This is a genomic window from Duganella paludis, from assembly GCF_054461335.1.
The window spans coordinates 4,517,384-4,539,272 of record NZ_CM136922.1; the positions used below are offsets into that span (position 1 = coordinate 4,517,384).

Consider the following 21,889-nt stretch of genomic DNA (forward strand, 5'->3'; position numbering starts at 1 on the left):
ACATGCTTTCCTGTGATTTCAATGATGGCGCGGCTTAGCGCGCCAGCAGTTGCAGTTTTTCTTTGACGTCCTTGAACTGGTCCGCGTCCGGCAGCGGCGAGACGGTCTTGGTAATCGAAGGCCATTTACGTGCCAGATCAACGTTGAGCTTGATGAATTGCTGTTGATCGCCGGGGACGTCTTCTTCGGCGTAGATCGCATTGACCGGGCATTCGGCGACGCAGACGGCGCAGTCGATGCACTCGTCGGGATCGATGGCGAGGAAGTTCGGGCCTTGGCGGAAACAATCTACCGGGCAAACATCGACGCAGTCCGTGTAACGGCAGGCGATGCAAGATTCGGTGACAACGTGGGTCATAACAGTCCTATCAATGTTGGTGTGCAGCGGCGTCGGCGGCGGGGGAGTGCCTGGCTAACCTCGGCAAAGCACTGTATTTTAAGGTAATTCGCTATTTCTCACAAACTGCGCTTATATACAATACATATAAGCAAATTCATTCCCACCCTGTGTGCACTGGCGTGGCACCGGCGCAACTGGCATCATGTCGCCTTTATTTATACACAGCAGGGGGATCCGCATGGCGGACATCAACATCGTCCAGGCGCACAGCCTGGCGCCGGAACAGGCCCGCGCGGCCGCCCAACAAGTGGCCGACAAGCTGGCCGAACAGTTCGAACTGGCCTGCCGCTGGGACGGCGACGTGTTGCGTTTCGAGCGCAGCGGCGTCAACGGCGCGCTGACCTTGTTGCCGAACCAGGCGCAGCTGAAGATCGCGCTGGGCTTCCCGATCAGCATGATGGCCGCCATGGTCGAGGCCAAGGTCAGCGAGAAGATGCGCAAGGTATTTGTTTCCTAAAGATAATTTTAATTGCAATTATAAAATTTCAATTGCATAAAAGAATGGCATCGGTATAATTGCAGACTATTGATGCAATTTACCTAATCACTCTTTTACTATCTTAAGGATTCCGCCATGCGCTTCATGCCTGCGATTGCCGCTGTTGTTGCCGCCGCCTTCGCCCTGCCAGCTTCGGCTGCCGTGATCGATCTGTCGACGTTGAACCGCGCAGGCATCGCGAAGTACGTGGACGGCGCCTTGCAGCTGACCCAGAACACCGATGAGCACCATCCTGAGGGCTTGGCGGGCGCGGGCTGGCTGACCCAAGGCCTCTCGACCACCCAGTCGTTCAGCACCAGCTTCTCGTTCTCGCTCACGGGCGACAACAAGAGCAAGATGGCCGACGGCATCACGCTGGCGTTCCAGAACATCGGCAACAACATCACCGGCGTCGGTGGTGGCGATGTGGGTTACTGGAACCTGGGCGGCCACGGTGCGTCGGCGGTCGGTTCGGTGATCCTGTCGTGGGACAAGAACGACTACGGCCTGAGCATCGACGGCAAGGTGCAGAATCTGAAGGATGCGCCGTTCAGCCTGGGTGCGTCGAACAACGTGACTGGCTCGCAGACCGTCAGCTACAACGCGGCGACCCACGAGTTGACCATGACCGGCACTTTCAATGACCTCAGCAGCGGCCTGTCGTACGCGGTCAGCGATTCCAAGATCGTCGACCTGAACGCCAAGTTCGGCAGCACCATGTATGTGGGCTTCACCGGCGGCACCGGCGGTGCCGATGCCGACCAGCGCATCACGTCGTTCAGCGTGTCGGCCGTGCCGGAACCGGAAACCTACGCCATGATGCTGGCCGGCCTGGGCCTGGTGGGCTTCGCTGCACGCCGCCGCAAGGCTTGAGCTGTACAGGACAACCAAAACTAAAAAGGCCCGCAAGGGCCTTTTTTTATTTCAGATCTTCGATCAGATCGATGTACAGCTGTTTCGCTTCGTCCTGGGTTTTGCCTTTGAGCTCGGCCCATGCGTCGTACTTGGCGCGGGCGACGAAGTCGGTCATGCCTGGACGCTCGCCGCTGGCGTCGCCGCTGGACGCCTGTTTGAACAGCGCGTAAATCTTCAGCAGCGTCATGTTGTCCGGACGTTCCGGCAGGTTCTTCGAGTCCGCCTGGGCCTGATCAAATTGTTCTTGCAAACTCATACCGCGCTCCTTGTTGTTTGATGGGTTGACGCACCATCATAACCGCAGCGCCGGCAAAAGCCGCTAGAGGAGGCGCTCCAAAAACAGAATGGCGGCCATGCCGGGAATGCTCCCGTACATGAACCGCCGTTTCCTGTGCCCTCACGGACACCTGCTAAAACTCCGGGGAAGAATTACTTCTTCTTCGTCGGGTTGACTGCCGATTTCAGCGTGGCGCCAGCCGAGAATTTTGGGGTTTTCGACGCTGCGATTTTGATCGCTTCGCCGGTTGCGGGATTGCGGCCTTTGCGTGCAGCGCGTTTGGCTACGGAGAAGGTGCCGAAGCCGGTGATGCCTACCGTGTCGCCTTTTTTCAGACGCTCGGTGATGATGGCGATCAGCGTGTTCACTGCGCCGTTGGCGGCAGCAGCGGACAGCTCGGTGCGTTTCGCAAATTCTGCAATCAGTTCGCCTTTTTTCATTACTACCTCCTTGGTTATTGGAGCGCGCAGATTAGCATAAATATTGTCAAATGTAATGGTTTCTGTACGAAGCGCGCCTTATATTTGCTGTCTCGCTGCGGTGCAGCGCAAATAAAGCCTTGTATTTAAAGGGCTTACGCGTTTTTAGCGAATCCGCATCCGGCCAAAAAAAGGTTTATGATGGAACGCGTTAAAGGACAGGACCATGAGCTTTTCAGACGAAACCCTGATGGCGTATGCCGACGGCGAACTGGACGATGCAACCCGCCTGGAGGTGGAAGCGGCCATGCGTCTGGACAGCAGCATCGCGCGCCGGGTGGCGCGCCTGCGCGCCGCGCGCGATGAGGATGTCTACCTCGACCGCAAGCATCCATCGCACCTGCGCGCCGGCCGTGGCGCCAACGCCAACGCCAATGTAGTCCAGCTGGCGGCGGTGCGGGCGCAGCGCCTGGCCACGCAGCAGGCGGCGCGCAAGGCGACCCGGCGCCATTGGGGCTGGCTGGAATGGACCGCGCTGGCGCTGGTGATGGTGATGGGCCTGGCGGCCGGCAAGTTCGGCTTGTCGCAGTGGCAGCCGGAGTGGATGGCCGGGTCGTCCACGCCGCCGAGCGAGGTGGCCAGCCGCAACGGGCTGCTGGTGGCGCAGGGCCGGCTGGCGGTGGCGTTGAGCCAGCAACTGGGCAGCGCCGCGCCGTCCGATGGCGAGGTGCGCGTGGGCTTGAGTTTCCTGTCCAACGAAGGCGGCTACTGCCGCAGCTTTACGCTGGTGGGGGCGGTGCAGGAGTTGGTGGGGATTGCGTGCCGCGCCAACGAGGAGTGGCGCATACCGGTGCTGGTGCACACGGCCCGGCCGACGCCGGCCAAGGGAACGGAGATGCCGACGGCGCTGCTGGAAGCGATCGACCAGCGCATCGTCGGCGGCATGCTCGACACGCGAGCAGAAGTTGAAGCTTTGCGCCGCAACTGGCAGCGCTAGCGTCAACTATTAAATGGTTTAAACGCCCAGCAGTTCAACGTCAAAGATCAGGGTGGCGTTCGGTGGAATGACGCCGCCGGCGCCGCGCGAGCCGTAGCCCAGGTCGGCCGGGATGATCAGCTGGCGGGTGCCGCCGATCTTCATGCCTTGCACGCCTTCGTCCCAACCACGGATCACCATGCCGGCGCCCAGGGCGAATTCGAATGGATCGTTGCGGTCTTTGCTCGAATCGAACTTGGCACCCTTGGTGCCGTCGTCGTTGCGCAGCCAACCGGTGTAATGCACGGTGACGTTTTGACCGGCTTTGGCTTCGGCGCCTTCGCCTTCGGTCAGTTCAATGTACTGCAGGCCCGATGGAGTGGTGATGGTGGACATGGTCTTCCTTTCATTAGAAACAGGCCGGAATTGTAGCAGGGCCACAGCAGCCTTGAAGTTTTGTGGCGGATTGCCTTGTCTGTTGCCCATTTGCACGTAAAATAAGGTTTTGCCTCTATAGCGATCCTTTTCATGTTCCGCAGTTTCCGCCGTGTCGTCCTTTCCTGTGTTTTGCTGGCTGTCGGCAGCGCGCAAGCCAATGTCGTGGTCGTGCTCAATTCGCGCGACGCCAGCGTGCAGTTGCTGGACCAGGCGACCTTCAAGGACCTGGTCACCATCGCGGTCGGAAAGGAGCCGCACCACCTGATGGCGACGCCGGACAACAAGTCGTTGATCGTCGCCAGCTCGGTGGGCAACGAGCTGATTTTCCTGGACCCGAAATCGGGCCAGGTCCAGCGCACCATCAAGAATATTCCCGACCCGTACCAGATCGGCTTTTCGCCGGACCAGAAGTGGTTCGTGTCGAACTCGCTGCGGCTGGACCGCGTGGACCTGTATAAGTACGACGGCGCCAACATGACGCTGGCCAAGCGCATCGCCTTGCCCAAGCTGCCGAGCCACATGGCCTTCAATGCGGCCAGCAATATGGCTTTCATCACGCAGCAGGGCAGCGACCAGGTCAGCGCCATCGACCTCGCCACGCAGACGCTGAAGTGGACCGTCCCGGTGGGCAAACTGCCGGCCGGCATTGCGATGACACCGGACGACAAGCATCTGCTGGTGGGCATCATGGGCAGCGATTATGTCGAGGTGATCGACTGGCGCGCGCAGAAGACCGTCAAGCGCATCAAGACCGGGCAGGGCGCGCACAACTTCCGTTCGGCCGGCGATGGGCGCTACACCTATGTGTCGAATCGTGTTTCCAATTCGATCAACATCATTGATCAGACGACATTGGAGAATGTCGGCCAGATCAATGTGCCGGGTGGGCCGGATTGCATGGAGGTGTCGGATGACGGCAAGACCATGTGGGTGACGCTGCGTTGGGTGAAGAAGGTGGCGGTGATTGATTTGAAATCCCGCAAGGTCATCAAGACGATACCGGTGGGGCGCTCGCCGCACGGTGTGTTCTTCTTTAACTCAGCGCAGCGCTGATGAAGACCGCCGCCGCACTGACCTTGTTGGCGCTGGCGGTGACGCCGGCCGTGCCCGTCCATGCGGCCGCGCCTGCGGCGGAGCCGGCCAAGTCGGTCAACGAGGGCGCGCGCGACCTCAACGCCGCAGCCCGCGCCGCCAACGCTCAGGCGCGCGAACGCAATGGCCCGGCGCGGCGCGCAGCCGAGGCCAAGGCCGCCGGCGCGGCTGCCGCCTCCGGAACGCCTGCCGCCACCCCGATTGCAAACGTTGCTGTCGCCGCCCCGGTCGCCGCTGGCGCCGCGCTGCGGCCTGCTGCCGGCGCTGCCGTTGCCAAACCCGCAGCCGGCTGCAAAGGCACCATCTACCTGACTTTCGACACCGGCAGCCAGGCGCAGGCCGAACTGATCGCCGACACGCTGAACCGCCACAAGATCAAAGCCACCTTTTTCCTGGCCAACGAGAAAACCGTGCGTGGCGATTATTCGCTCGATCCATCCTGGTCGGCCTACTGGAAAGCCCGCGTCGCCGAAGGCCACGCCATCGGCTCGCACACCTTCGACCACGGCGTGTTCATCAAGGACGGCGCCGACGGCAAGGTGGTGCTCAAGCCCGGCTTCGGCGAGCAGGCCGGCAAGCAGGTCAGCCTGAGCTCCCAGCAGTATTGCGAAGAAATCCGCCGCGTCGACCAGCGCTTCGTCGAACTGACCGGCAAACACCTCGACCCGATCTGGCGCGCGCCGGCCGGGCGCACCTCGCCGCGCCTGCTGGAGATGGGGCAGGCCTGCGGCTACGCCCACGTGGGCTGGTCGCCGGCCGGCTTCTCCGGCGATGAACTGTCCAGCTCCGCCTACCCGAACGACGTCCTGTTGAAAAAATCCCTGCGCGATTTGCGCGGAGGAGATATCGTGCTCATCCACATGGGCATCTGGTCGCGCAAGGACCCTTGGGCGCCGGCCAACCTGGAACCGCTGATCAGCGGCCTGGAAAAAAAAGACATGTGCTTCGCCACCCTGCGCGAGCATCCCGATTACCTGGCTCGATTCAAAAAATGATAGACACCTTCTCCGACTGGCTGGGCCTGGCCCAAGGCTGGTTGTTCGAAACCGTGGTCCAACCGCTGGTCTTCCGCTTCGGCTTTGGCGAATTCATCGAAGACGCGTTCGAGGGCACCGAGTGGCTGTTGATCGGTGGGCTGGAGCTGGCGCTGCTGTTCCTGGTGCTGCGGCCGCTGGAATCGATGATTCCGGCGCAGGCCATGTCCGACCGGCGTGCGCGCTGGAACGACTTCCTCTACACCTTGCTGCACCGTATCGGCCTGTTCCCGGTGCTGGTGTTCTTCACGCTCGACCCGCTGATGGACAGCGTGGCCGGCGCACTGCGCTACGACGGCTTCCAGCCCTTCAACCTGGAGGCGCTGTGGCCTGGCATTAGCCCGTTGGGCAGCTTCTTCGTCTACTTCGTGGTGCTGGACTTCTTCGATTACTGGTATCACCGCGCCTCGCACACATTCAACTGGTGGTGGGGACTACACGGCCTGCACCACAGCCAGCAGAACATGAACCTGTGGAGCGACAACCGCAACCACCTGCTGGACGACCTGCTGCGCGACGTCTACATGGGCGTGATCGCGCTCGGCATCGGCGTCGAACCGGCGCAGTATGTGATGCTGGTGTCGGTGTCGCGCATCGTGCAAAGCTTGCAGCACGCCAACGTGCGCATCCACTTCGGCTGGCTGGGCGAGCGCCTGCTGGTGTCGCCGCGCTACCACCGCATGCACCACGCCATCGGCGTCGGCCATGAAGGCGGGCAGGGCGCAGGCACGCTGGGCGGCTGCAATTTCGCCGTGCTGCTGCCGGTGTGGGACATCGTGTTCCGCACCGCGAACTTCACGCCGGCGTTTGTCGCCACCGGCATCCGCGACCAGTTGCCCAGCACCGACGCCAACGGCGTGCTGCGGCCCGGCCGCGAATACGGCCAGGGCTTCTGGTCACAACACTGGCTGGGCCTGAAACGCATGGTCGAATATGCCCGCAAGGAGGTGGTGTAATGAGCAGCGTGCTGCGCGCGTGGGGCCGCGCTTTCCTGTCCCAATGGCACGGCAAGCTGCTGTTGATGAGCATCGCGCCTTTCCTGCTGGCGCTGGGCGTCTGGGCCGTGCTGCTGTACCTGTACCTGCAGCCGCTGGTGGACCAGCTGCACGCGCTGTTCAGCGAGCACAATCTTTTCCCGACCAGCACCAGCTGGCTGCGCAGCGTCGGCCTCGGCACATTGACGTCGGTGGTGCCGCCGCTGATCGCCATGCTGGCGCTGCTGCCGCTGATGATTTTGACCGCGCTGATTTTCATCGGCGTGGTGGCGATGCCGGTGATCGGCCGTCACGTCGGCCTGCGCCATTATCCGCAGCTGGAACAGCGCAAGGGCGGCACCATCCTTGGCAGCATCGGGCTGGCGCTGGGCGGCATGGCCATCTTCATCGGCCTGTGGATCGTCACGCTGCCGCTGTACGTGTTCCCGCCGCTGGCGGTGCTGGTGCAGGCGCTGCTGTGGGGCTGGCTGACCTGCCGCGTGATGGTGTACGACGTGCTGGCCGATTACGCCAGCGCCGACGAGCGCCGCGAGATCCTGCGCCAGCACCGCTGGCGCCTGCTGGTGATCGGCGTGGTGTCCGGCGCCGCCGGCGCGCTGCCGGGCGCGATCTGGCTGGGCGGCGTGATGGCGGTGGTGCTGTTCCCCTTCCTGGCGGCGGCCTCGATCTGGCTGTACATTTTGATATTTATCTTTACCGGTTTGTGGTTCGCGTACTATTGCATGGATGCGCTGGCGCAGTTGCGCGCGCAGGAAGTCATCATTAAGGAGTAGGCATGGCATTCGGACTTATCATTATTGGCGACGAAATCCTGTCCGGCCGGCGCGTCGACCAGCATTTCCCCAAGGTCGTGCAGATGCTGGCGGCGCGCGGACTGCAGCTGACCTGGGCCGAGGTGCTGCCGGACGATCCGGCGCGCATCACCGCTACCCTCAAGCGCACCTTCGCCGGCGACGACGTGGTGTTCTGCTGCGGCGGCATCGGCGCCACGCCGGACGACCACACGCGCCAGGCCGCCGCCGACGCGCTGGGCAAGCCGCTGGTGCTGCACGCGCAGGGCAAGATCAACATCCAGCAGCGCATCGTGCAGATGGCGCAGGAAGCCGGCCAGACCGCCGATCTGGATTCGGCCGAGAACCTGCACCGCCTGAAGATGGCCGAGTTCGCCGAAGGCGCGGCGCTGATCCCCAACCCGTACAACAACATCGCCGGCTTCGCGCTGCACAAGCATTACTTCGTGCCGGGCTTCCCGGTGATGGCCTGGCCGATGCTGGAGTGGGTGCTGGACAACCACTATGCCGACCTGTTCAACCGCGAGTCGCGCATGGAGCGCTCGGTGCTGGTGTACGAGGCCGCCGAGTCGGCGCTGACGCCGCTGATGGTGGTGATCGAACAGCAGTACCCGCGCGTGAAGGTGTTCAGCCTGCCCAGCGTGGGCGACGCCAACACGCGCCGCCACATCGAGCTGGGCGTGAAGGGTGAGGTGGTGCAAACCGCCGCCGCCTTCGAACAATTGTGCGACGAGCTACGCAAGCTCAATGTAGAGTTCAGCAACATTTAGTGCGCGCTGTCATCAAGCAGTTGAACGGCGTTCCTCCCAACGGTAGAGCGCCGTTGTTTTTTTGCGAAAAATAAACGGCCCATAGCGATTATTGTGCGTACGCTCCGGTCAGCGGCGCTGCGATGTGGTGCAATGGAAGCTAGCAAGTGCAGTCTGTAAGTTCTACTGAAACATGACCGGTTTGAATCATATGTTAAGCAATCGCCGTTTCCGCCGGCCCCGTCTTGTTGCGCGCGCAGTACGCAAATTGCGTGCAGGCGCGGCAGCATTTGGCTATCGCCGCAAGCGCCACCTGAAGGTGGTGCCGCCCCCCACTCCCGAACAAACCGAAGCCCATCTGGCGCAGGCGCAAATGGACCCGCCGCTGCCGCCGGAGTCCGGTGCGCCGAAAAAAAGCAAGCGTTCGCGTAACGCCTTTTTGCTGGTGCTGCTGATCGGTGTATCGTTTGCCGCGTACTGGGGTTATCGTGAATCGCTGACCTCGTCGCTGCAGGCGCGCATCTTCACCGACATGACCAGCAAGATGACGTACAAGATGGAGAAGGGGCCGAGCAAGGCGATCCGCTTCCCGCACGACAGCCCCTACGATGAACGCCTGGGCTACGCCAGCCTGCCGGACTACATCGGCAAGCTGAGCGCGCGCGACTACCAGATCGCGGCGCAGGCGCGCATCTCGCCGAAGATGGCGGAGCTGGCCGACATGGGCATCTTCGCCACCTACCGCGAAAAGACCAAGACCGGCCTGACCATCGTCGACTGCCGCGCGCAGGAACTGTTCGCCGCCAGCTACCCGGAACGCATCTACGCGAAGTTCGAGCAGGCGCCGATGGCGCTGATTAACAGCCTGCTGTTCATCGAGAACCGCGAGCTGCTCGACAACACCTATCCGAAACGCAATCCGGCCGTGGAGTGGGACCGCCTGGCCAAGGCGGTGCTGGAGAAAAGCGTGAGCGCCGTCGCCGGCGGCCACCGCGCGGCCGGCGGCAGCACGCTGGCCACGCAGATCGAGAAGTACCGCCACTCGCCGGAAGGGCGCACCAGCTCGATGACCGACAAGCTGCAGCAGATGGTCTCGGCCAGCCTGCGTTCCTACCAGGACGGCCCGGACACCACCAAGGCGCGGCGCCGCATCGTGCTTGAATACCTGAACACGGTGCCGCTGTCGGCCAAGCCCGGCTATGGCGAAGTGAACGGCATCGGCGACGGCATGTGGGTGTGGTACGGCCGTCCGTTCGAGGAGGTCAACCGCCTGCTGACCGGCAAGCTCGACAATCCAGACGCGCACACCGCGCTGGTCTACAAGGAGGCGCTGAGCCTGATGATCGCGCAGCGCCGCCCCAGCTATTACCTGGGTGACGGCTCGGCCGACCTGGAAGTGCTGGCCAACAGCCACCTGCGCATCCTGGTCAACGACGGCGCCATCACGCCGGCCATGCGCGACATGGCGCTCAAGCAGGTGCTGCATCCGGCCACCGGCAACGGCCTGCAATCGGCGCCGCCGCAGACCTTCGTCAGCCGCAAGGCCTCGAACGCGATCCGCAACCACCTGGCCAACCTGCTGGGCGACAACCGCATGTACAACCTGGACCGCCTCGACCTGCGCGTCACCAGCACGCTCGATGCGCAGGCGCAGACCGCCGTCACGCAGGTGCTGCGCGATTTGCGCGATCCTGAGAAGGCGCAAGCCGCCGGCCTGACCGGCAAGGGCATGCTGGGCAATGGCGACCCAGCCAATGTGGTGTACAGCTTCACCTTGCTGGAGAAGGGCGAGCAGAACAACCTGCTGCGCCTGCAGACCGACAACTTCGACCAGCCGCTGGACATCAACGAAGGCGCCAAGCTGGACCTGGGCTCGACCGCCAAGCTGCGCACCCTGATCACCTACCTGGACATCGTCGACCAGCTGCACAAGAAGTACAGCGGCATGGACGCGGCGGCGCTGGGGCAGGTCAAGGTCGATCCGCAGGACAAGCTGTCGCAGTGGGCGCTGGACTACCTCAAGCCGTTGGCGATGGACCAGCGCGGCCTGACGCCGATGCTGAATGCGGCCATGGAGCGCAAGTATTCGGGCAATCCGGGCGAAGGCTTCTTCACCGGCGGCGGCCTGCATTACTTCGGCAACTTCTCCAAGGAAGACAACGGCAAGATCCTCACCGTGACCGAAGCGCTGCGCCATTCGACCAACCTGGTGTTCGTGCGCTTGATGCGCGACGTCGCCAAGTTCTACATGTTCCAGACGCCGGGCTCGTCCGCCTCGCTGCTGGCCGACGCCGACGACCCGCGCCGCGCCGGCTACCTGGCGCGCTTCGCGGACAAGGAAGGCAAGGAATTCCTGGGCCGCTTCTACGCCAAGTACAAGGGCAAGCCGGCGAACGAGCTGGACAAGATCCTGCTGGCCAATATCCGCAGCACGCCGGTGCGGCTGGCGGTGATCCACCGCACCATCTATCCGCTGGCGACGCTGGAGCAGTTCTCGGTCTTCCTGAAGGACAACCTGCCATCGCAGAACGAAGTATCGGACGAGCGCGCGGCCAAGCTGTACGAGCAGTATGCCATCGGCAACTGGTCGCTGGCCGACCGCGGCTACCTGGCCAGCGTGCACCCGTTGGAATTGTGGATGGCGGCCTACCAGCGCCTGCATCCGAAGGCGACGCTGTCGGAAATGACGGCGGCCAGCGAGAAGGAGCGGCAGGAAGTGTACCAATGGCTGTTCAAGACGCACCGCAAGCACGCGCAGGACAAGCGTATCGCCGGCCTGCTGGAGATGGAAGGCTTCATGGAAATCCACAAGCAGTGGAAGAAGATGGGCTATCCGTTCGAATCGCTGGTGCCGTCGTATGCGACCACGCTGGGCGCGTCGGCCGACCGTCCGGCGGCGCTGGCGGAGATGATGGGGATCGTGGTGAATGGCGGCGTGCGCAAGAGTTCGCAGCGTGTGACTTCGCTGCACTTCGCCAAGGGTACGCCGTATGAAACCCTGGTGACCAAGGCGCCGCCGACCACCAACGAGCAGGTGTTGTCGCCGGAAGTGGCACGGGTGGTGGCCGATGCGATCCGTGGCGTGGTGTCGGATGGTACGGCCAAGCGGGTCAAGGCAGCCTTCGTGGCGGCCGATGGTTCGATCATTCCGGTGGGCGGCAAGACCGGTACGGGTGACCAGCGCTTCGACGTGTATGGCGGCGGCGGGCGCTTGATCGAATCGCGTTATGTGAACCGGTCGGCGACGTTTGTGTTCAATATCGGCGAACGCTTCTTTGGCTCGATGACGGCGTATGTGCATGGGCCGGAGTCGAAGCACTACGACTTTACCAGTGCCTTGCCGGTGCAGCTGCTGGTGGTGCTGGCGCCTAGCTTGATGCCGCTGATCGAACCCAACGCCGCGCCGAAACCCGGCGCGACGCCGCCGGTGATCGTGAAAACCGGCGGCGTGGCGCCGGAAGCGGCGAAGCCGGCGCTGCAGGCGTGTGGAGGATAAACGCGTTTCCCTTGCATAGTTGCTTAATTGTTGGCAATGTGTGAGCCCATGAAACCTATGCGCCACCACATGTCCAAGATACTCAAGTTCACGCAATTTTCCGTGCGGGATCTGATCGTTGCCTCAGCGCCCACGGTGCTGGCCATCGTCGGCGTTTGCCTGCTGGCTTACTGGGTGGTGGACCCCGCCCCGCCGCGCACGGTGCGGCTGGGCAGCGGCCAGGAAAACTCGGCCTACGAGGAATTCGGCAAGAAATACGCCGCCGCACTGGCCAAGCACGGCGTCAAGGTGACGATGGTGCCCTCGGCCGGTTCCAGCGAAAACCTGCGTAACTTAAAAGAAGGCAAGGTCGACATCGCCTTCGTCCAAAGCGGCTCCACCAATGAAGAAGCGGCCGAGCGCGAAGGCCTGTCGTCGCTGGGCAGCCTGTTCGTTGAGCCGCTGTGGCTGTTCCTACGGGAAGAAAAGGGCAAGCCGCCCATCACCACACTGACCCAGTTGCGCGGCAAGAAGATCAACTACGGTCCCAAGGGCGCCGGCTCGCCGCGCCTGTTCCGCCAGGTGCTGGAACTGAACGGTGTCGAAAAAGGCGAAGTCGAGCGGTTTTCGCTGGCGAACACGCCGGCCACGGTGGAATTGCTGGAAGGGCGCATCGACGGCCTGGTGTTCACCTCGGCGCCGGAGGCGCCGCTGATCCAGATGCTGCTGCAAACGCCGGGCATCAAGCTGTTCAACTTCAGCCAAGCCGAAGCCTACGCGCGCAAGCTGCCTTTCCTCACGCACGTCACGCTGCCGCAGGGCATCGTCGACCTGGGCCGCAACCTGCCGGCCGAGGACTACAACCTGATCGCGCCGACCGCCACGCTGGTGGCGCGTGAAGACCTGCATCCGGCGCTGGTGGACCTGTTCGTGCAAGCAGCGTCGGGCATCCACAGCGGCGCCGGCTGGTTCCAGCAGCAGGGGCAATTCCCGTCGGCCAAGTACAGCGAAATTCCGGTGGATACGGAAGCGGCCAAGTTCTACAAGAGCGGCCCGCCGTTCCTGCAGCGCTACATGACCTTCTGGCTGGCCAACTTCTTCGACCGCATGTGGGTGGTGGTGGTGGCGCTGGGCGCGCTGATCCTGCCGCTGTCGAAGGTGATCCCGCCGCTGTACGTGTGGCGCATCCGCTCGCGCGTGTACCGCTGGTACGGGCAGCTGCGGGCGGTGGAACAAAAGGTGGAGGAAGCGCAGGAAGCGCCGGAGGAGGCGCGCACGCAGGTCTATGAAGCCCAGCTCAAGCGCCTCAACGAGATCGAAGACCTGGTCAACCAGGTATCGATCCCGTTATCGTTTGCGGACGGCCTGTACGGCCTGCGCAGCCACATCCAGTTCGTGCGCAAGCGTATCCAGTTCCTGATGGGCGAGGGCACGCCTGCGCTCACCGACGCCGTGCCGATCTAAATTCGGGGTCAGTTCCGACATTCGGACACGAGCCCAACCGTAGCGGCCGCTACGGCTGGGCTCGTGTCCGAATGTCGGAACTGACCCCGAATCTTTTAGGCGCCGATCCAGGGCAGGCCGGCCTTGCACCAGCCGTTGATGTTCTTGCGGTGGCCGTGGTCGTCGCGCTCGCCTTCGAAACCTTCGAGGATGTCGAAGCAGTGCTGGTAGCCGTGCTCGCTCGCCAGGGTCGCTGCACCACGCGAGCGCACGCCCGAGCGGCACAGGAAGAGGATCACCTGGTCCTTGCGCGCCACCGAGTTCAACTGTTCGATAAATTCGTGGTTGGCCACGCCGCCCGGATAGATGTTCCATTGCACCGCACCATGTTGGGCTTCGGGGATGGCCACCCGGCCCACCCAGTCGCGCTCGGCATTGGTGCGCACGTCCACCAGCTTGACCGCGTTCTCCAGGCTCAGCAACTCATACGCTTCGGCCGGCGTCACCGCCCCCTCATAGGCCCAGTCCTTGCGGCGGCCGCGCGCCACGGCCAGAATCTCATCTATTTTGCTCATAGGGTGTTCCCGAAATAAGTTTGAGTTTATTATATGGCGTCCGTGTAAGTCCGCGACTGCAATGCACCAAAACCATGCGCTTTTCAGAAAAAAATTCAAAATGCACCCACAAGGTGCAAATTGAGATGAATGCACCAAATAGGTGCGCTATCATAGACGTTGCTGACATATAGAAAGTCGTATTTTGGGCTGGCATGGATACTGCTTAGTAAGGCCTCACGAGTTCCACATATTCCTTTAGGAGAGACGCATGGCAATGACAGCCGCAGAAGTTCTGAAAATGGTCCAGGAAAACGAAGTTAAATTCGTTGATTTCCGTTTCGCTGATACCCGTGGTAAAGAACAGCACGTTACCGTGCCAGTGTCGCACTTCGACATCGACAAGTTCGAATCGGGTCACGCTTTCGACGGTTCCTCGATCGCCGGCTGGAAAGGTATTGAAGCATCGGACATGATCCTGCTGCCTGATCCAAACACCGCGAACATCGACCCGTTCATGGAAGAAACCACCCTGTTCATGCAGTGCGACGTGATCGAGCCTGCGGACGGTAAAGGTTACGACCGTGACCCACGCTCCATCGCCAAGCGCGCTGAAGCCTACCTGAAATCGTCGGGCCTGGGCGACACCGCCTACTTCGGTCCTGAGCCAGAATTCTTCATCTTCGACAGCGTGCGCTGGAAGATCGACATGTCCGGTTGCTTCGTCAAGATCGATTCGGACGAAGCTTCGTGGTCGACCGACAAGGAAATCGAAGGCGGCAACAGCGGCCATCGTCCTACCGTCAAAGGCGGCTACTTCCCAGTGCCACCAGTGGACAGCTTCCAGGACATGCGTTCGGAAATGTGCCTGATCCTGGAATCGCTGGGCATCCCGGTTGAAGTGCACCACCACGAAGTGGCCGGCGCCGGCCAGAACGAAATCGGTACCAAGTTCTCGACCCTGGTCGAGCGCGCCGACTGGACCCAGAACCTGAAATACGTGGTCTGGAACGTGGCCCACAGCTACGGCAAGACCGCCACCTTCATGCCAAAACCTATCGTTGGCGACAACGGTTCGGGCATGCACGTGCACCAGTCGATCTGGAAAGACGGCGTCAACCTGTTCGCCGGCGACGGCTATGCCGGCCTGTCCGACACCGCGCTGTACTACATCGGCGGTATCATCAAGCACGCCAAGGCACTGAACGCGATCACCAACCCAGGCACCAACTCGTACAAGCGTCTGGTTCCAGGCTTCGAAGCGCCAGTGAAACTGGCGTACTCGGCTAAAAACCGTTCGGCTTCGATCCGTATTCCACACGTGGCCAATCCAAAAGGCCGCCGTATCGAAACCCGCTTCCCGGATCCACTGGCCAACGTCTACCTGTGCTTCTCGGCTCTGCTGATGGCTGGTCTGGACGGTATCCAGAACAAGATCCATCCAGGCGAAGCAGCATCGAAAGATCTGTACCACCTGCCGCCGGAAGAAGATGCACTGATCCCAACCGTGTGCGCATCGCTGGAAGAAGCCCTGGACGCCCTGAACAAAGACCGCGAGTTCCTGACCCGTGGCGGCGTGTTCAGCGACTCCATGATCGATGCCTACATCGAACTGAAAATGCAGGACGTTCAGCGCATGCGCATGACGACTCACCCTGCCGAGTTCGACATGTACTACTCGCTGTAATCTACGGCGCCGGCCAGTCCGGCGCGTTGATGTAGCTAAAAACGCGGGGCGAGCATGCTTTCCCCGCGTTTTTCTTTGGATGGAGTATATTCGGCATGGAATGTTTCCACCCACGGATAATGAATGACCATGAGTTTTAAATTGAGTGCGTTGCTGGCGCTGTTCGTCTCCGCCGCCGCGCATGGACAAATCTACAAGTGCCAGCCGCCCGGCGGCAGCGTGGAGTTCACCGACATCAATCGCGGCAGCTACTGCAAGCTGATGGACCTGCCCGGCGTGACGGTGCCGGCGCCGCCACGCCGCGTGGCACCGTCGCCGCGCAATGCCCAGCCTGCAGCGCCGACGTCCACGCCAGGCGAGTTCCCGCGCGTCGACAGCGCCGAACAGCGCGCGCGCGACGCCGACCGGCGCGGCATCCTTGAAGATGAACTGAAAAACGAAACGCTGAAGCTCGCCGAGCTGCGCCGCGAATTCAACGGCGGCGAACCGGAACGGCGCGGCGACGAACGCAATTACGCGAAATACCAGGAACGGGTGGCCTCGATGCGCGACAGCATCAGCCGCTCGGAAAAGAATGTCGATGCCTTGAAACGTGAGATCGCGAATATCCGATGAGCCTAGTCAGTAATATCGCGGCCCGTGCGGCCGCCGCCATCAACCGCCCGCCGTCATTGGCCGGGCTGGAGTTGCTGGCCTCCGCCGTGGTGCTGCTCGATGGCGAGGGGCGCATCGCCTACGCCAACGCCGCCGCCGAGAACCTGCTGGAAAGCTCGCTCAAGGCGCTGTCGCGCCAGACGCTGAGCGCGCAGTTCCTCAATGCCGATGAGCTGGACAATATCTGCGACCAGGCGCGCGAACACAAGTTCTCCGACCTGCGCCAGGACCTGACGCTGGAACGCGCCGGCCGCGAGCCGCTGCATGTGCACAGCATCGTCTCGGCCGTGGACGAGCCGGCCGGCGGCGTGCTGATCGAGCTGCGCGAAAACCAGCAGCACCTCAAGCTGGACCGCGAGGAGCGCATCCTCGACCAGAGCCAGGTCAACAAGGAGCTGATCCGCAACCTGGCGCACGAGATCAAGAACCCGCTGGGCGGCATTCGTGGCGCCGCGCAGCTGCTGGAGATGGAGCTGCCGGCGCTGCACGCGGTGCAGCTGCGCGAATACACGCAGGTCATCATCAAGGAAGCGGACCGCCTGCAAACGCTGGTGGACCGCCTGCTGGCGCCGCACCGCCGTCCGCACATCGTGGGCGACGTCAACATCCACGAAGTGCTGGAGCGCGTGCGCAGCCTGATGCTGGCCGAGTTCCCGTCCGGCCTGACCATCCTGCGCGATTACGACGCCTCGATTCCCGAGTTCCGGGGCGACAAGGAACAGCTGATCCAGACCGTGCTCAACATCGCGCACAACGCCGCGCAAGCGCTGGCGGCGCAGATCGAAGCGGGCGGCGCGCAGATCGTTTTGAAGACGCGCGTGGCGCGTCAGGTCACGTTGGCCAAGGTCCGCTACGGGCTGGCATTAGACTTGCATATCATTGACAATGGACCGGGTATCGCACCGCAGATCCGCGACCGCATCTTCTACCCATTGGTATCAGGCAGGGAGGGAGGCAGTGGCCTGGGATTGACCCTGGCACAGACCTTCGTGCAACAGCACATGGGCGTGATCGAGTGCGAGAGCCGGCCTGGATTTACGGATTTCCGTATTCTGCTGCCGTTGCCATAAGCCGTGGTGAGTAGTGCGGACCGAGTCCCTTGATTGACGATCCATCGCGGAATACACACAACACATGAAGCCAATCTGGATAGTAGACGACGACGAATCGATCCGCTGGGTACTGGAAAAAGCACTCGCCAGGGAAAACCTGGCCACGAAGAGTTTTGCCAACGCGCGCGACGCCATCGCCGCACTGGAGTTCGAGACGCCGCAAGTGCTGGTGTCCGATATCCGCATGCCGGGCGATTCCGGCCTGGACCTGCTGCAGCTGGTGAAGTCGCGCCTGCCCGGCCTGCCGGTCATCATCATCACCGCCTTCTCCGACCTGGACTCCGCCGTGGCGGCGTTCCAGGGCGGCGCCTTTGAATACCTCGCCAAGCCGTTCGACATCGACAAGGCTGTCGAGCTGATCCGGCGCGCGCTCGACGAGAGCCTGCGCGAAACCAGCGTCGAATCGGGACCGACCGAAACGCCGGAAATCCTCGGCCAGGCACCGGCGATGCAGGAAGTGTTCCGCGCCATCGGCCGCCTGTCGCAGTCGAATGTGACGGTGCTGATCACCGGCGAATCGGGCTCGGGCAAGGAGCTGGTGGCGCGCGCGCTGCACAAGCACAGCCCGCGCGCATCGCAGCCTTTCATCGCTTTGAATACGGCGGCGATTCCGAAGGACTTGCTGGAGTCGGAACTGTTCGGTCACGAGCGCGGCGCCTTCACCGGCGCGCAGACCACGCGGCGCGGCCGCTTCGAGCAGGCCGAGAACGGCACGCTGTTCCTCGACGAGATCGGCGACATGCCGTTCGATTTGCAGACGCGTTTGTTGCGCGTGCTGTCGGACGGGCACTTCTATCGCGTCGGCGGTCATCAGCCGCTGAAGGCCAACGTACGCGTGATCACCGCCACGCACCAAAATCTGGAGCAGCGCGTGCGCGAGGGTTTGTTCCGCGAAGACTTGTATCACCGTCTGAACGTGATTCGCCTGCGCCTGCCCAGTTTGAGGGAGCGGCGCGAGGATATCCCCCTTTTGGTGCGCCACTTCCTGGTGCAAAGCGCCAAGCAGCTAGGCGTGGAAGCCAAGCGCATGAGCGACGCGGCGCTGCAGTTCCTGTGCGGCCTGGAGTTGCCGGGCAATGTGCGCCAGCTGGAAAACCTGTGCAACTGGATCACCGTGATGGCGCCGGGGCAGACCGTGGAGATCAAGGATCTGCCGCTGGAGCTGTCGCAGGAAAAAGGTGGTGCGAGTTCGGCGCCGCCGGTGGCTGCGGCTGCGCCTGGCGCGGCGCCGGAGAGTTATAGCGCGCCTGTGCACCACGGCATGGTGACGCCTGTGGCCGATGTCGGGGCAGGCGCCGGTTCGCCGGATGCATGGTTGACCTTGCTGGAGGCGCAGGCCGCCAGCATGCTGAGTGGCGGTCAGCAGGAAGTGATGGCGGTGCTGGGCCGGCAGTTCGAGTCGGCGCTGATCCGCACCGCGCTCAAGCACACGCACGGCCGCAAGAACGATGCGGCGGTGCGCCTGGGTATCGGCCGCAACACCATCACCCGCAAGATCGCCGAGCTCGGCATCGACGGCGCCAAGGACGACTAAGTTCCGGCCCGTGCGGCGCGCTTGATCGCTTGCGGCGGCATGCCGTAGGCGCGGATGAAGGCGCGGCGCATGCGTTCGGGATCGTCGAATCCCACCTCCCGGGCAACCACGTCGATGGCGTGGTTGCCTTCTTCAATCATGGTGCGCGCCGCTTCCACGCGCAAGGTTTCCACCGCCTTGGCCGGCGATTGCCCGGTCTCCAATCTGAACGCACGCGTGAACTGGCGCCGGCTCAGCGTGGCCGCGTCCGCCAGCTCGTCCACCGACAAGGCCTTGCGCAAGTTACGTTTGGCGTAGGTGAGGGCGGTCTGGATGCGGTCCGACTTCGGCTCCAGCTCCAGCAGTGCGGAAAACTGCGACTGCCCGCCGGTGCGCCGGTGGTACACCACCATCTTGCGCGCCACCGCGCGCGCCAGTTCCACGCCGTAGTCGGCTTCCACCAGGGCCAGCGACAGGTCGATGCAGGCCGTCATGCCGGCCGAACTCCAGATCCGCTCGTCTTCGATAAAGATGCGGTCTTCTTCCACTTTCGTTTTCGGATACAGCCGCTGCAGCTCGCGCGCCATGGCCCAATGCGTGGTGACGCGGCGGCCGTCAAGCAGTCCGGCCTGCGCCAGCTGGAAGGCGCCGGTGCAGATGCTGGCGGTGCGGCGCGACGCCTGGCTCGCTTCGCGCAGGAAGGCGGTGAACGGCGGCATCGGGGGCGTTGCCTCGCTGCTGCCAGCCACCATGATGGTATCGAAGCCCGGCGCAGCGAAGCGCTCGGTCATCACCGACACGCCGGAGGAACTGCGCACCGGGCCGCCCGCTTCGGACAGCATGGTCATTTCATAGTAAGGCCCGCCCGGCATGGCGTTGGCCGTCTCGAATACGGCCACCACCGCCATGTCGATGATCTGAAAATCGGGGAACAGCATCAAAGCTATGGATTTTTTCATGATGGCCTGAAATGAGGTTTCTACGTCACACGGGCCTCAGTTTGCGCCGATACACTGGTGCTGTCAATTCAACGAAAGGAAGCAGCAAGATGAAAACCGCATTGATTACCGGCGCATCCTCGGGCATAGGCGCCATCTACGCAGACCGCCTGGCGCGCCGTGGCTACGACCTGATCCTGACCGGGCGCGACGCCGCCAAACTGTCCGCACTGGCGGCCCGATTGGAGGCCGACACCGGCCGCAAGGTCGACACCATCGCCGCCGATCTGGCCGTGAAGGCCGATCTGCGCCGCGTCGAGCAGCGCCTGGCCAGCGACGCCAGCATCAGCATGCTGGTGAATAACGCCGGCCTCGGCGCGGTCAAGCCGCTGGTCGATTCCACGCCGGAAGAACTGGACGCGCTGATCGATGTCAACGTCACCGCACTGACCCGCCTGACCCGCGCCGTGGCGCCGGGCCTGGTGGCGCGCGGCGAGGGCGCCATCATCAACGTGTCGTCGATCGTGGCGCTCAAGCCGGAACTGCTGAACGGCACTTACGGCGGCAGCAAGGCTTTCGTGCTGGCGCTGACGCAGTCGCTGCATCACGAGCTGGGCGGCAAGGGTATCCAGGTGCAGGCCGTGCTGCCGGGTGCGACCGCCACGCCGTTCTGGGACCGCGCCGGCCACGCCGTCTCCAACCTGCCGACCGACTGGGTGATGACGCCGGAAGACCTGGTCGACGCCGCCCTGGTCGGCTTCGACCAGCGCGAGCTGGTGACCGTGCCGCCGTTGCCGGATCTGGAGGACTTCAACCGTATGGAGGAAGCGCGCCACGCCATGGCGGGCAAGCTGTCCAATACCAAGCCGGCCGCACGCTATCTGCCAGAAACGTAATCTTGCTCGGTGGTAGTTTGAGGTAAGCTCTTGGCTGACAAGCCAGGAGCTTTTTTTTATGGAAATCGTATGCTGATTAATTGTGTGGCCTATCAGGACGGGAACAAGCTGGCCGACATCCCGGTCGAGGATATCAGCGACTACATCGAGAAGCCGGAGACCTTTGTGTGGGTAGCCTTGCGCGCCGCCGAGCCGGATGAGCTGGCGGCGATGCAGCATGAATTCGGCCTGCACGAGCTGGCGGTGGAAGACGCCAGTCGCGGCCATCAACGGCCCAAGATCGAGGAGTACGGCGACTCGCTGTTCGTGGTGGTGAAGACCATCGAATGCCGCGACGGCGAGGTGGCGCTGGGCGAGGTCGATATTTTCGTCGGCCAGAACTATGTGCTGTCTTCGCGCGACGGCGACAGCCAGCAGGGCTTCCTCGGCGTGCGTGCGCGCGCCGAGCGCGAGCCGCACATGCTGCGCCTCGGCCCGGCCTTCGTGCTGTATGCCTTGATGGATGCTGTGGTGGACCGCTACTTCCCGGTGCTCGACATGCTGGAGAGCGAGCTGGAAAAAATCGAGGATCTGATCTTTACGCAGGGCCGGCAGCGCGACAATATCCAGCGTCTGTATGAGCTGAAGAGCAAGGTGACGCTGGTGCGCCACGCGGTGGCGCCGCTGATGGAAGCGGTGGGGCGGCTGCACGGCGGCCGCGTGCCGTCGATCTGCCTGGACACGCAGGAATACTTCCGCGATGTGCACGATCACTTGCACCGCATCAGCGGTTCGCTGGATGGCATTCGCGACACCATCGCCACGGCGATCCAGGTCAACCTGTCGATGACGGCGATCGAGGAGAGTGAAGTGAACAAGCGGCTGGCGGCGTGGGCGGCGATCTTCGCGATCGTGACCGCGTTTGCCGGGCTATGGGGCATGAATTTCAAATACATGCCGGAGCTGGAATGGAAGTATGGCTATCCGATGGCGGTGGCCATCATGGTTGGCGTGTGCCTGTATCTATACCGGCGCTTTAAAAGATCTGGATGGTTATAAGAAAAAAATCCCCGA

The 21,889-nt window shown here is 62.7% G+C and carries 22 protein-coding genes; 16 read left to right on the forward strand and 6 right to left on the reverse strand.

All coding sequences use genetic code 11. From position 1 onward, the window contains the following. Positions 1-34: 34 nt before the first annotated feature. A complete protein-coding gene (gene fdxA, locus ACXZ1M_RS19920) occupies positions 35-358 on the reverse strand; it encodes a ferredoxin FdxA (protein ID WP_459049374.1) in 324 nt (107 codons plus the stop codon). A gap of 220 nt (positions 359-578) precedes the next feature. Here fdxA and ACXZ1M_RS19925 point away from each other — a divergent pair, with 220 nt between their 5' ends. Continuing rightward, positions 579-857, forward strand: coding sequence for a polyhydroxyalkanoic acid system family protein (locus tag ACXZ1M_RS19925; protein WP_459049375.1), 279 nt, complete (start codon positions 579-581; stop codon positions 855-857). Between the two features lie 117 nt (positions 858-974). Beyond that, positions 975-1,751, forward strand: a complete 777-nt coding sequence (locus ACXZ1M_RS19930) for an FxDxF family PEP-CTERM protein (RefSeq protein ID WP_459049376.1) — start codon at positions 975-977, stop codon at positions 1,749-1,751. A gap of 46 nt (positions 1,752-1,797) precedes the next feature. Here the strand turns inward: ACXZ1M_RS19930 and ACXZ1M_RS19935 are convergent, their stop codons facing one another. Then, on the reverse strand, positions 1,798-2,049 hold the full coding sequence (locus tag ACXZ1M_RS19935; RefSeq protein WP_459049377.1) for an acyl-CoA-binding protein: 252 nt from the start codon (positions 2,047-2,049) through the stop codon (positions 1,798-1,800). Positions 2,050-2,222: 173 nt separating this feature from the next. Next, positions 2,223-2,510 (reverse strand): HU family DNA-binding protein, encoded by a 288-nt coding sequence (locus ACXZ1M_RS19940; RefSeq protein ID WP_110847097.1) that lies wholly within the window; start codon positions 2,508-2,510, stop codon positions 2,223-2,225. A 205-nt stretch (positions 2,511-2,715) separates the two neighbouring features. Here ACXZ1M_RS19940 and ACXZ1M_RS19945 point away from each other — a divergent pair, with 205 nt between their 5' ends. Further along, positions 2,716-3,486, forward strand: coding sequence for a hypothetical protein (locus tag ACXZ1M_RS19945; protein WP_459049378.1), 771 nt, complete (start codon positions 2,716-2,718; stop codon positions 3,484-3,486). Between the two features lie 18 nt (positions 3,487-3,504). Here ACXZ1M_RS19945 and ACXZ1M_RS19950 read toward each other — a convergent pair whose 3' ends face one another. Further along, positions 3,505-3,861 (reverse strand): FKBP-type peptidyl-prolyl cis-trans isomerase, encoded by a 357-nt coding sequence (locus ACXZ1M_RS19950; protein WP_373990836.1) that lies wholly within the window; start codon positions 3,859-3,861, stop codon positions 3,505-3,507. Between the two features lie 132 nt (positions 3,862-3,993). Between ACXZ1M_RS19950 and ACXZ1M_RS19955 the strand changes: the two genes are divergently transcribed. From ACXZ1M_RS19955 to ACXZ1M_RS19985, 7 genes are all read left to right on the forward strand, one after another. Next, the gene (locus ACXZ1M_RS19955; protein ID WP_459049379.1) at positions 3,994-4,956 is read left to right on the forward strand and encodes a YVTN family beta-propeller repeat protein; all 963 of its coding nucleotides are present in this window, start codon (positions 3,994-3,996) and stop codon (positions 4,954-4,956) included. Between the two features lie 239 nt (positions 4,957-5,195). Beyond that, positions 5,196-5,990 carry a polysaccharide deacetylase family protein gene (locus ACXZ1M_RS19960; RefSeq protein WP_459054050.1) on the forward strand — a complete coding sequence of 265 codons (795 nt, stop codon included), beginning with the start codon at positions 5,196-5,198 and terminating at the stop codon, positions 5,988-5,990. Continuing rightward, positions 5,987-6,985, forward strand: a complete 999-nt coding sequence (locus ACXZ1M_RS19965; RefSeq protein ID WP_459049380.1) for a sterol desaturase family protein — start codon at positions 5,987-5,989, stop codon at positions 6,983-6,985. The genes ACXZ1M_RS19960 and ACXZ1M_RS19965 overlap by 4 nt, the downstream gene beginning before the upstream one ends. Then, positions 6,985-7,797, forward strand: coding sequence for an EI24 domain-containing protein (locus ACXZ1M_RS19970; protein ID WP_459049381.1), 813 nt, complete (start codon positions 6,985-6,987; stop codon positions 7,795-7,797). The genes ACXZ1M_RS19965 and ACXZ1M_RS19970 overlap by 1 nt, the downstream gene beginning before the upstream one ends. 2 nt (positions 7,798-7,799) lie before the next feature. Continuing rightward, positions 7,800-8,585, forward strand: coding sequence for a competence/damage-inducible protein A (locus tag ACXZ1M_RS19975; RefSeq protein ID WP_459049382.1), 786 nt, complete (start codon positions 7,800-7,802; stop codon positions 8,583-8,585). 352 nt (positions 8,586-8,937) lie between these two features. Continuing rightward, a complete protein-coding gene (locus ACXZ1M_RS19980; RefSeq protein ID WP_459054051.1) occupies positions 8,938-12,060 on the forward strand; it encodes a transglycosylase domain-containing protein in 3,123 nt (1,040 codons plus the stop codon). 69 nt (positions 12,061-12,129) lie between these two features. After that, entirely contained in the window at positions 12,130-13,503 is a 1,374-nt protein-coding gene (locus ACXZ1M_RS19985; protein WP_459049383.1) for a TAXI family TRAP transporter solute-binding subunit, read from the forward strand. Positions 13,504-13,598: 95 nt separating this feature from the next. Here ACXZ1M_RS19985 and ACXZ1M_RS19990 read toward each other — a convergent pair whose 3' ends face one another. Beyond that, positions 13,599-14,057 carry a rhodanese-like domain-containing protein gene (locus ACXZ1M_RS19990; RefSeq protein ID WP_459049384.1) on the reverse strand — a complete coding sequence of 153 codons (459 nt, stop codon included), beginning with the start codon at positions 14,055-14,057 and terminating at the stop codon, positions 13,599-13,601. A 250-nt stretch (positions 14,058-14,307) separates the two neighbouring features. On the opposite strand from ACXZ1M_RS19990, the gene glnA reads away from it, so the two are divergent. The 4 genes from glnA to ntrC all read left to right on the forward strand — a co-directional run bounded on the left by glnA (position 14,308) and on the right by ntrC (position 19,023). Next, on the forward strand, positions 14,308-15,723 hold the full coding sequence (glnA, locus tag ACXZ1M_RS19995) for a type I glutamate--ammonia ligase (protein WP_459049385.1): 1,416 nt from the start codon (positions 14,308-14,310) through the stop codon (positions 15,721-15,723). A 129-nt stretch (positions 15,724-15,852) separates the two neighbouring features. After that, positions 15,853-16,338: a DUF4124 domain-containing protein gene (locus tag ACXZ1M_RS20000; RefSeq protein WP_459049386.1), complete on the forward strand. Its 486-nt coding sequence runs from the start codon at positions 15,853-15,855 to the stop codon at positions 16,336-16,338. After that, positions 16,335-17,447 carry a nitrogen regulation protein NR(II) gene (gene glnL / locus ACXZ1M_RS20005; protein ID WP_459049387.1) on the forward strand — a complete coding sequence of 371 codons (1,113 nt, stop codon included), beginning with the start codon at positions 16,335-16,337 and terminating at the stop codon, positions 17,445-17,447. Before ACXZ1M_RS20000 ends, glnL begins: the two co-directional genes overlap by 4 nt. A gap of 64 nt (positions 17,448-17,511) precedes the next feature. Continuing rightward, the gene (ntrC, locus tag ACXZ1M_RS20010; protein ID WP_459049388.1) at positions 17,512-19,023 is read left to right on the forward strand and encodes a nitrogen regulation protein NR(I); all 1,512 of its coding nucleotides are present in this window, start codon (positions 17,512-17,514) and stop codon (positions 19,021-19,023) included. Here the strand turns inward: ntrC and ACXZ1M_RS20015 are convergent. After that, entirely contained in the window at positions 19,020-19,961 is a 942-nt protein-coding gene (locus ACXZ1M_RS20015; protein WP_459049389.1) for a GlxA family transcriptional regulator, read from the reverse strand. The genes ntrC and ACXZ1M_RS20015 overlap by 4 nt on opposite strands. Before the next feature lie 89 nt (positions 19,962-20,050). On the opposite strand from ACXZ1M_RS20015, the gene ACXZ1M_RS20020 reads away from it, so the two are divergent. Continuing rightward, the gene (locus ACXZ1M_RS20020; RefSeq protein WP_459049390.1) at positions 20,051-20,836 is read left to right on the forward strand and encodes an SDR family NAD(P)-dependent oxidoreductase; all 786 of its coding nucleotides are present in this window, start codon (positions 20,051-20,053) and stop codon (positions 20,834-20,836) included. Between the two features lie 69 nt (positions 20,837-20,905). Further along, positions 20,906-21,874, forward strand: coding sequence for a magnesium/cobalt transporter CorA (corA, locus tag ACXZ1M_RS20025; RefSeq protein WP_459049391.1), 969 nt, complete (start codon positions 20,906-20,908; stop codon positions 21,872-21,874). Positions 21,875-21,889 lie beyond the last annotated feature (15 nt).

What these genes read in the sequence shown, in the direction of transcription:
- fdxA (WP_459049374.1), bottom strand. Translation starts at nt 358, where the DNA reads ATGACCCACGTTGTCACCGAATCTTGCATCGCCTGCCGTTACACGGAC.
- ACXZ1M_RS19970 (WP_459049381.1), top strand. Translation starts at nt 6,985, where the DNA reads ATGAGCAGCGTGCTGCGCGCGTGGGGCCGCGCTTTCCTGTCCCAATGG.
- ACXZ1M_RS19975 (WP_459049382.1), top strand. Translation starts at nt 7,800, where the DNA reads ATGGCATTCGGACTTATCATTATTGGCGACGAAATCCTGTCCGGCCGG.
- ACXZ1M_RS19980 (WP_459054051.1), top strand. Translation starts at nt 8,938, where the DNA reads ATGGACCCGCCGCTGCCGCCGGAGTCCGGTGCGCCGAAAAAAAGCAAG.
- ACXZ1M_RS19930 (WP_459049376.1), top strand. Translation starts at nt 975, where the DNA reads ATGCGCTTCATGCCTGCGATTGCCGCTGTTGTTGCCGCCGCCTTCGCC.
- ACXZ1M_RS19965 (WP_459049380.1), top strand. Translation starts at nt 5,987, where the DNA reads ATGATAGACACCTTCTCCGACTGGCTGGGCCTGGCCCAAGGCTGGTTG.
- ACXZ1M_RS19940 (WP_110847097.1), bottom strand. Translation starts at nt 2,510, where the DNA reads ATGAAAAAAGGCGAACTGATTGCAGAATTTGCGAAACGCACCGAGCTG.
- ACXZ1M_RS20000 (WP_459049386.1), top strand. Translation starts at nt 15,853, where the DNA reads ATGAGTTTTAAATTGAGTGCGTTGCTGGCGCTGTTCGTCTCCGCCGCC.
- ACXZ1M_RS20020 (WP_459049390.1), top strand. Translation starts at nt 20,051, where the DNA reads ATGAAAACCGCATTGATTACCGGCGCATCCTCGGGCATAGGCGCCATC.
- ACXZ1M_RS19990 (WP_459049384.1), bottom strand. Translation starts at nt 14,057, where the DNA reads ATGAGCAAAATAGATGAGATTCTGGCCGTGGCGCGCGGCCGCCGCAAG.
- ACXZ1M_RS19985 (WP_459049383.1), top strand. Translation starts at nt 12,130, where the DNA reads ATGTCCAAGATACTCAAGTTCACGCAATTTTCCGTGCGGGATCTGATC.
- ACXZ1M_RS19945 (WP_459049378.1), top strand. Translation starts at nt 2,716, where the DNA reads ATGAGCTTTTCAGACGAAACCCTGATGGCGTATGCCGACGGCGAACTG.
- ACXZ1M_RS19950 (WP_373990836.1), bottom strand. Translation starts at nt 3,861, where the DNA reads ATGTCCACCATCACCACTCCATCGGGCCTGCAGTACATTGAACTGACC.
- corA (WP_459049391.1), top strand. Translation starts at nt 20,906, where the DNA reads ATGCTGATTAATTGTGTGGCCTATCAGGACGGGAACAAGCTGGCCGAC.
- ACXZ1M_RS19925 (WP_459049375.1), top strand. Translation starts at nt 579, where the DNA reads ATGGCGGACATCAACATCGTCCAGGCGCACAGCCTGGCGCCGGAACAG.
- ACXZ1M_RS19955 (WP_459049379.1), top strand. Translation starts at nt 3,994, where the DNA reads ATGTTCCGCAGTTTCCGCCGTGTCGTCCTTTCCTGTGTTTTGCTGGCT.
- ntrC (WP_459049388.1), top strand. Translation starts at nt 17,512, where the DNA reads ATGAAGCCAATCTGGATAGTAGACGACGACGAATCGATCCGCTGGGTA.
- glnA (WP_459049385.1), top strand. Translation starts at nt 14,308, where the DNA reads ATGGCAATGACAGCCGCAGAAGTTCTGAAAATGGTCCAGGAAAACGAA.
- ACXZ1M_RS19935 (WP_459049377.1), bottom strand. Translation starts at nt 2,049, where the DNA reads ATGAGTTTGCAAGAACAATTTGATCAGGCCCAGGCGGACTCGAAGAAC.
- ACXZ1M_RS20015 (WP_459049389.1), bottom strand. Translation starts at nt 19,961, where the DNA reads ATGAAAAAATCCATAGCTTTGATGCTGTTCCCCGATTTTCAGATCATC.
- glnL (WP_459049387.1), top strand. Translation starts at nt 16,335, where the DNA reads ATGAGCCTAGTCAGTAATATCGCGGCCCGTGCGGCCGCCGCCATCAAC.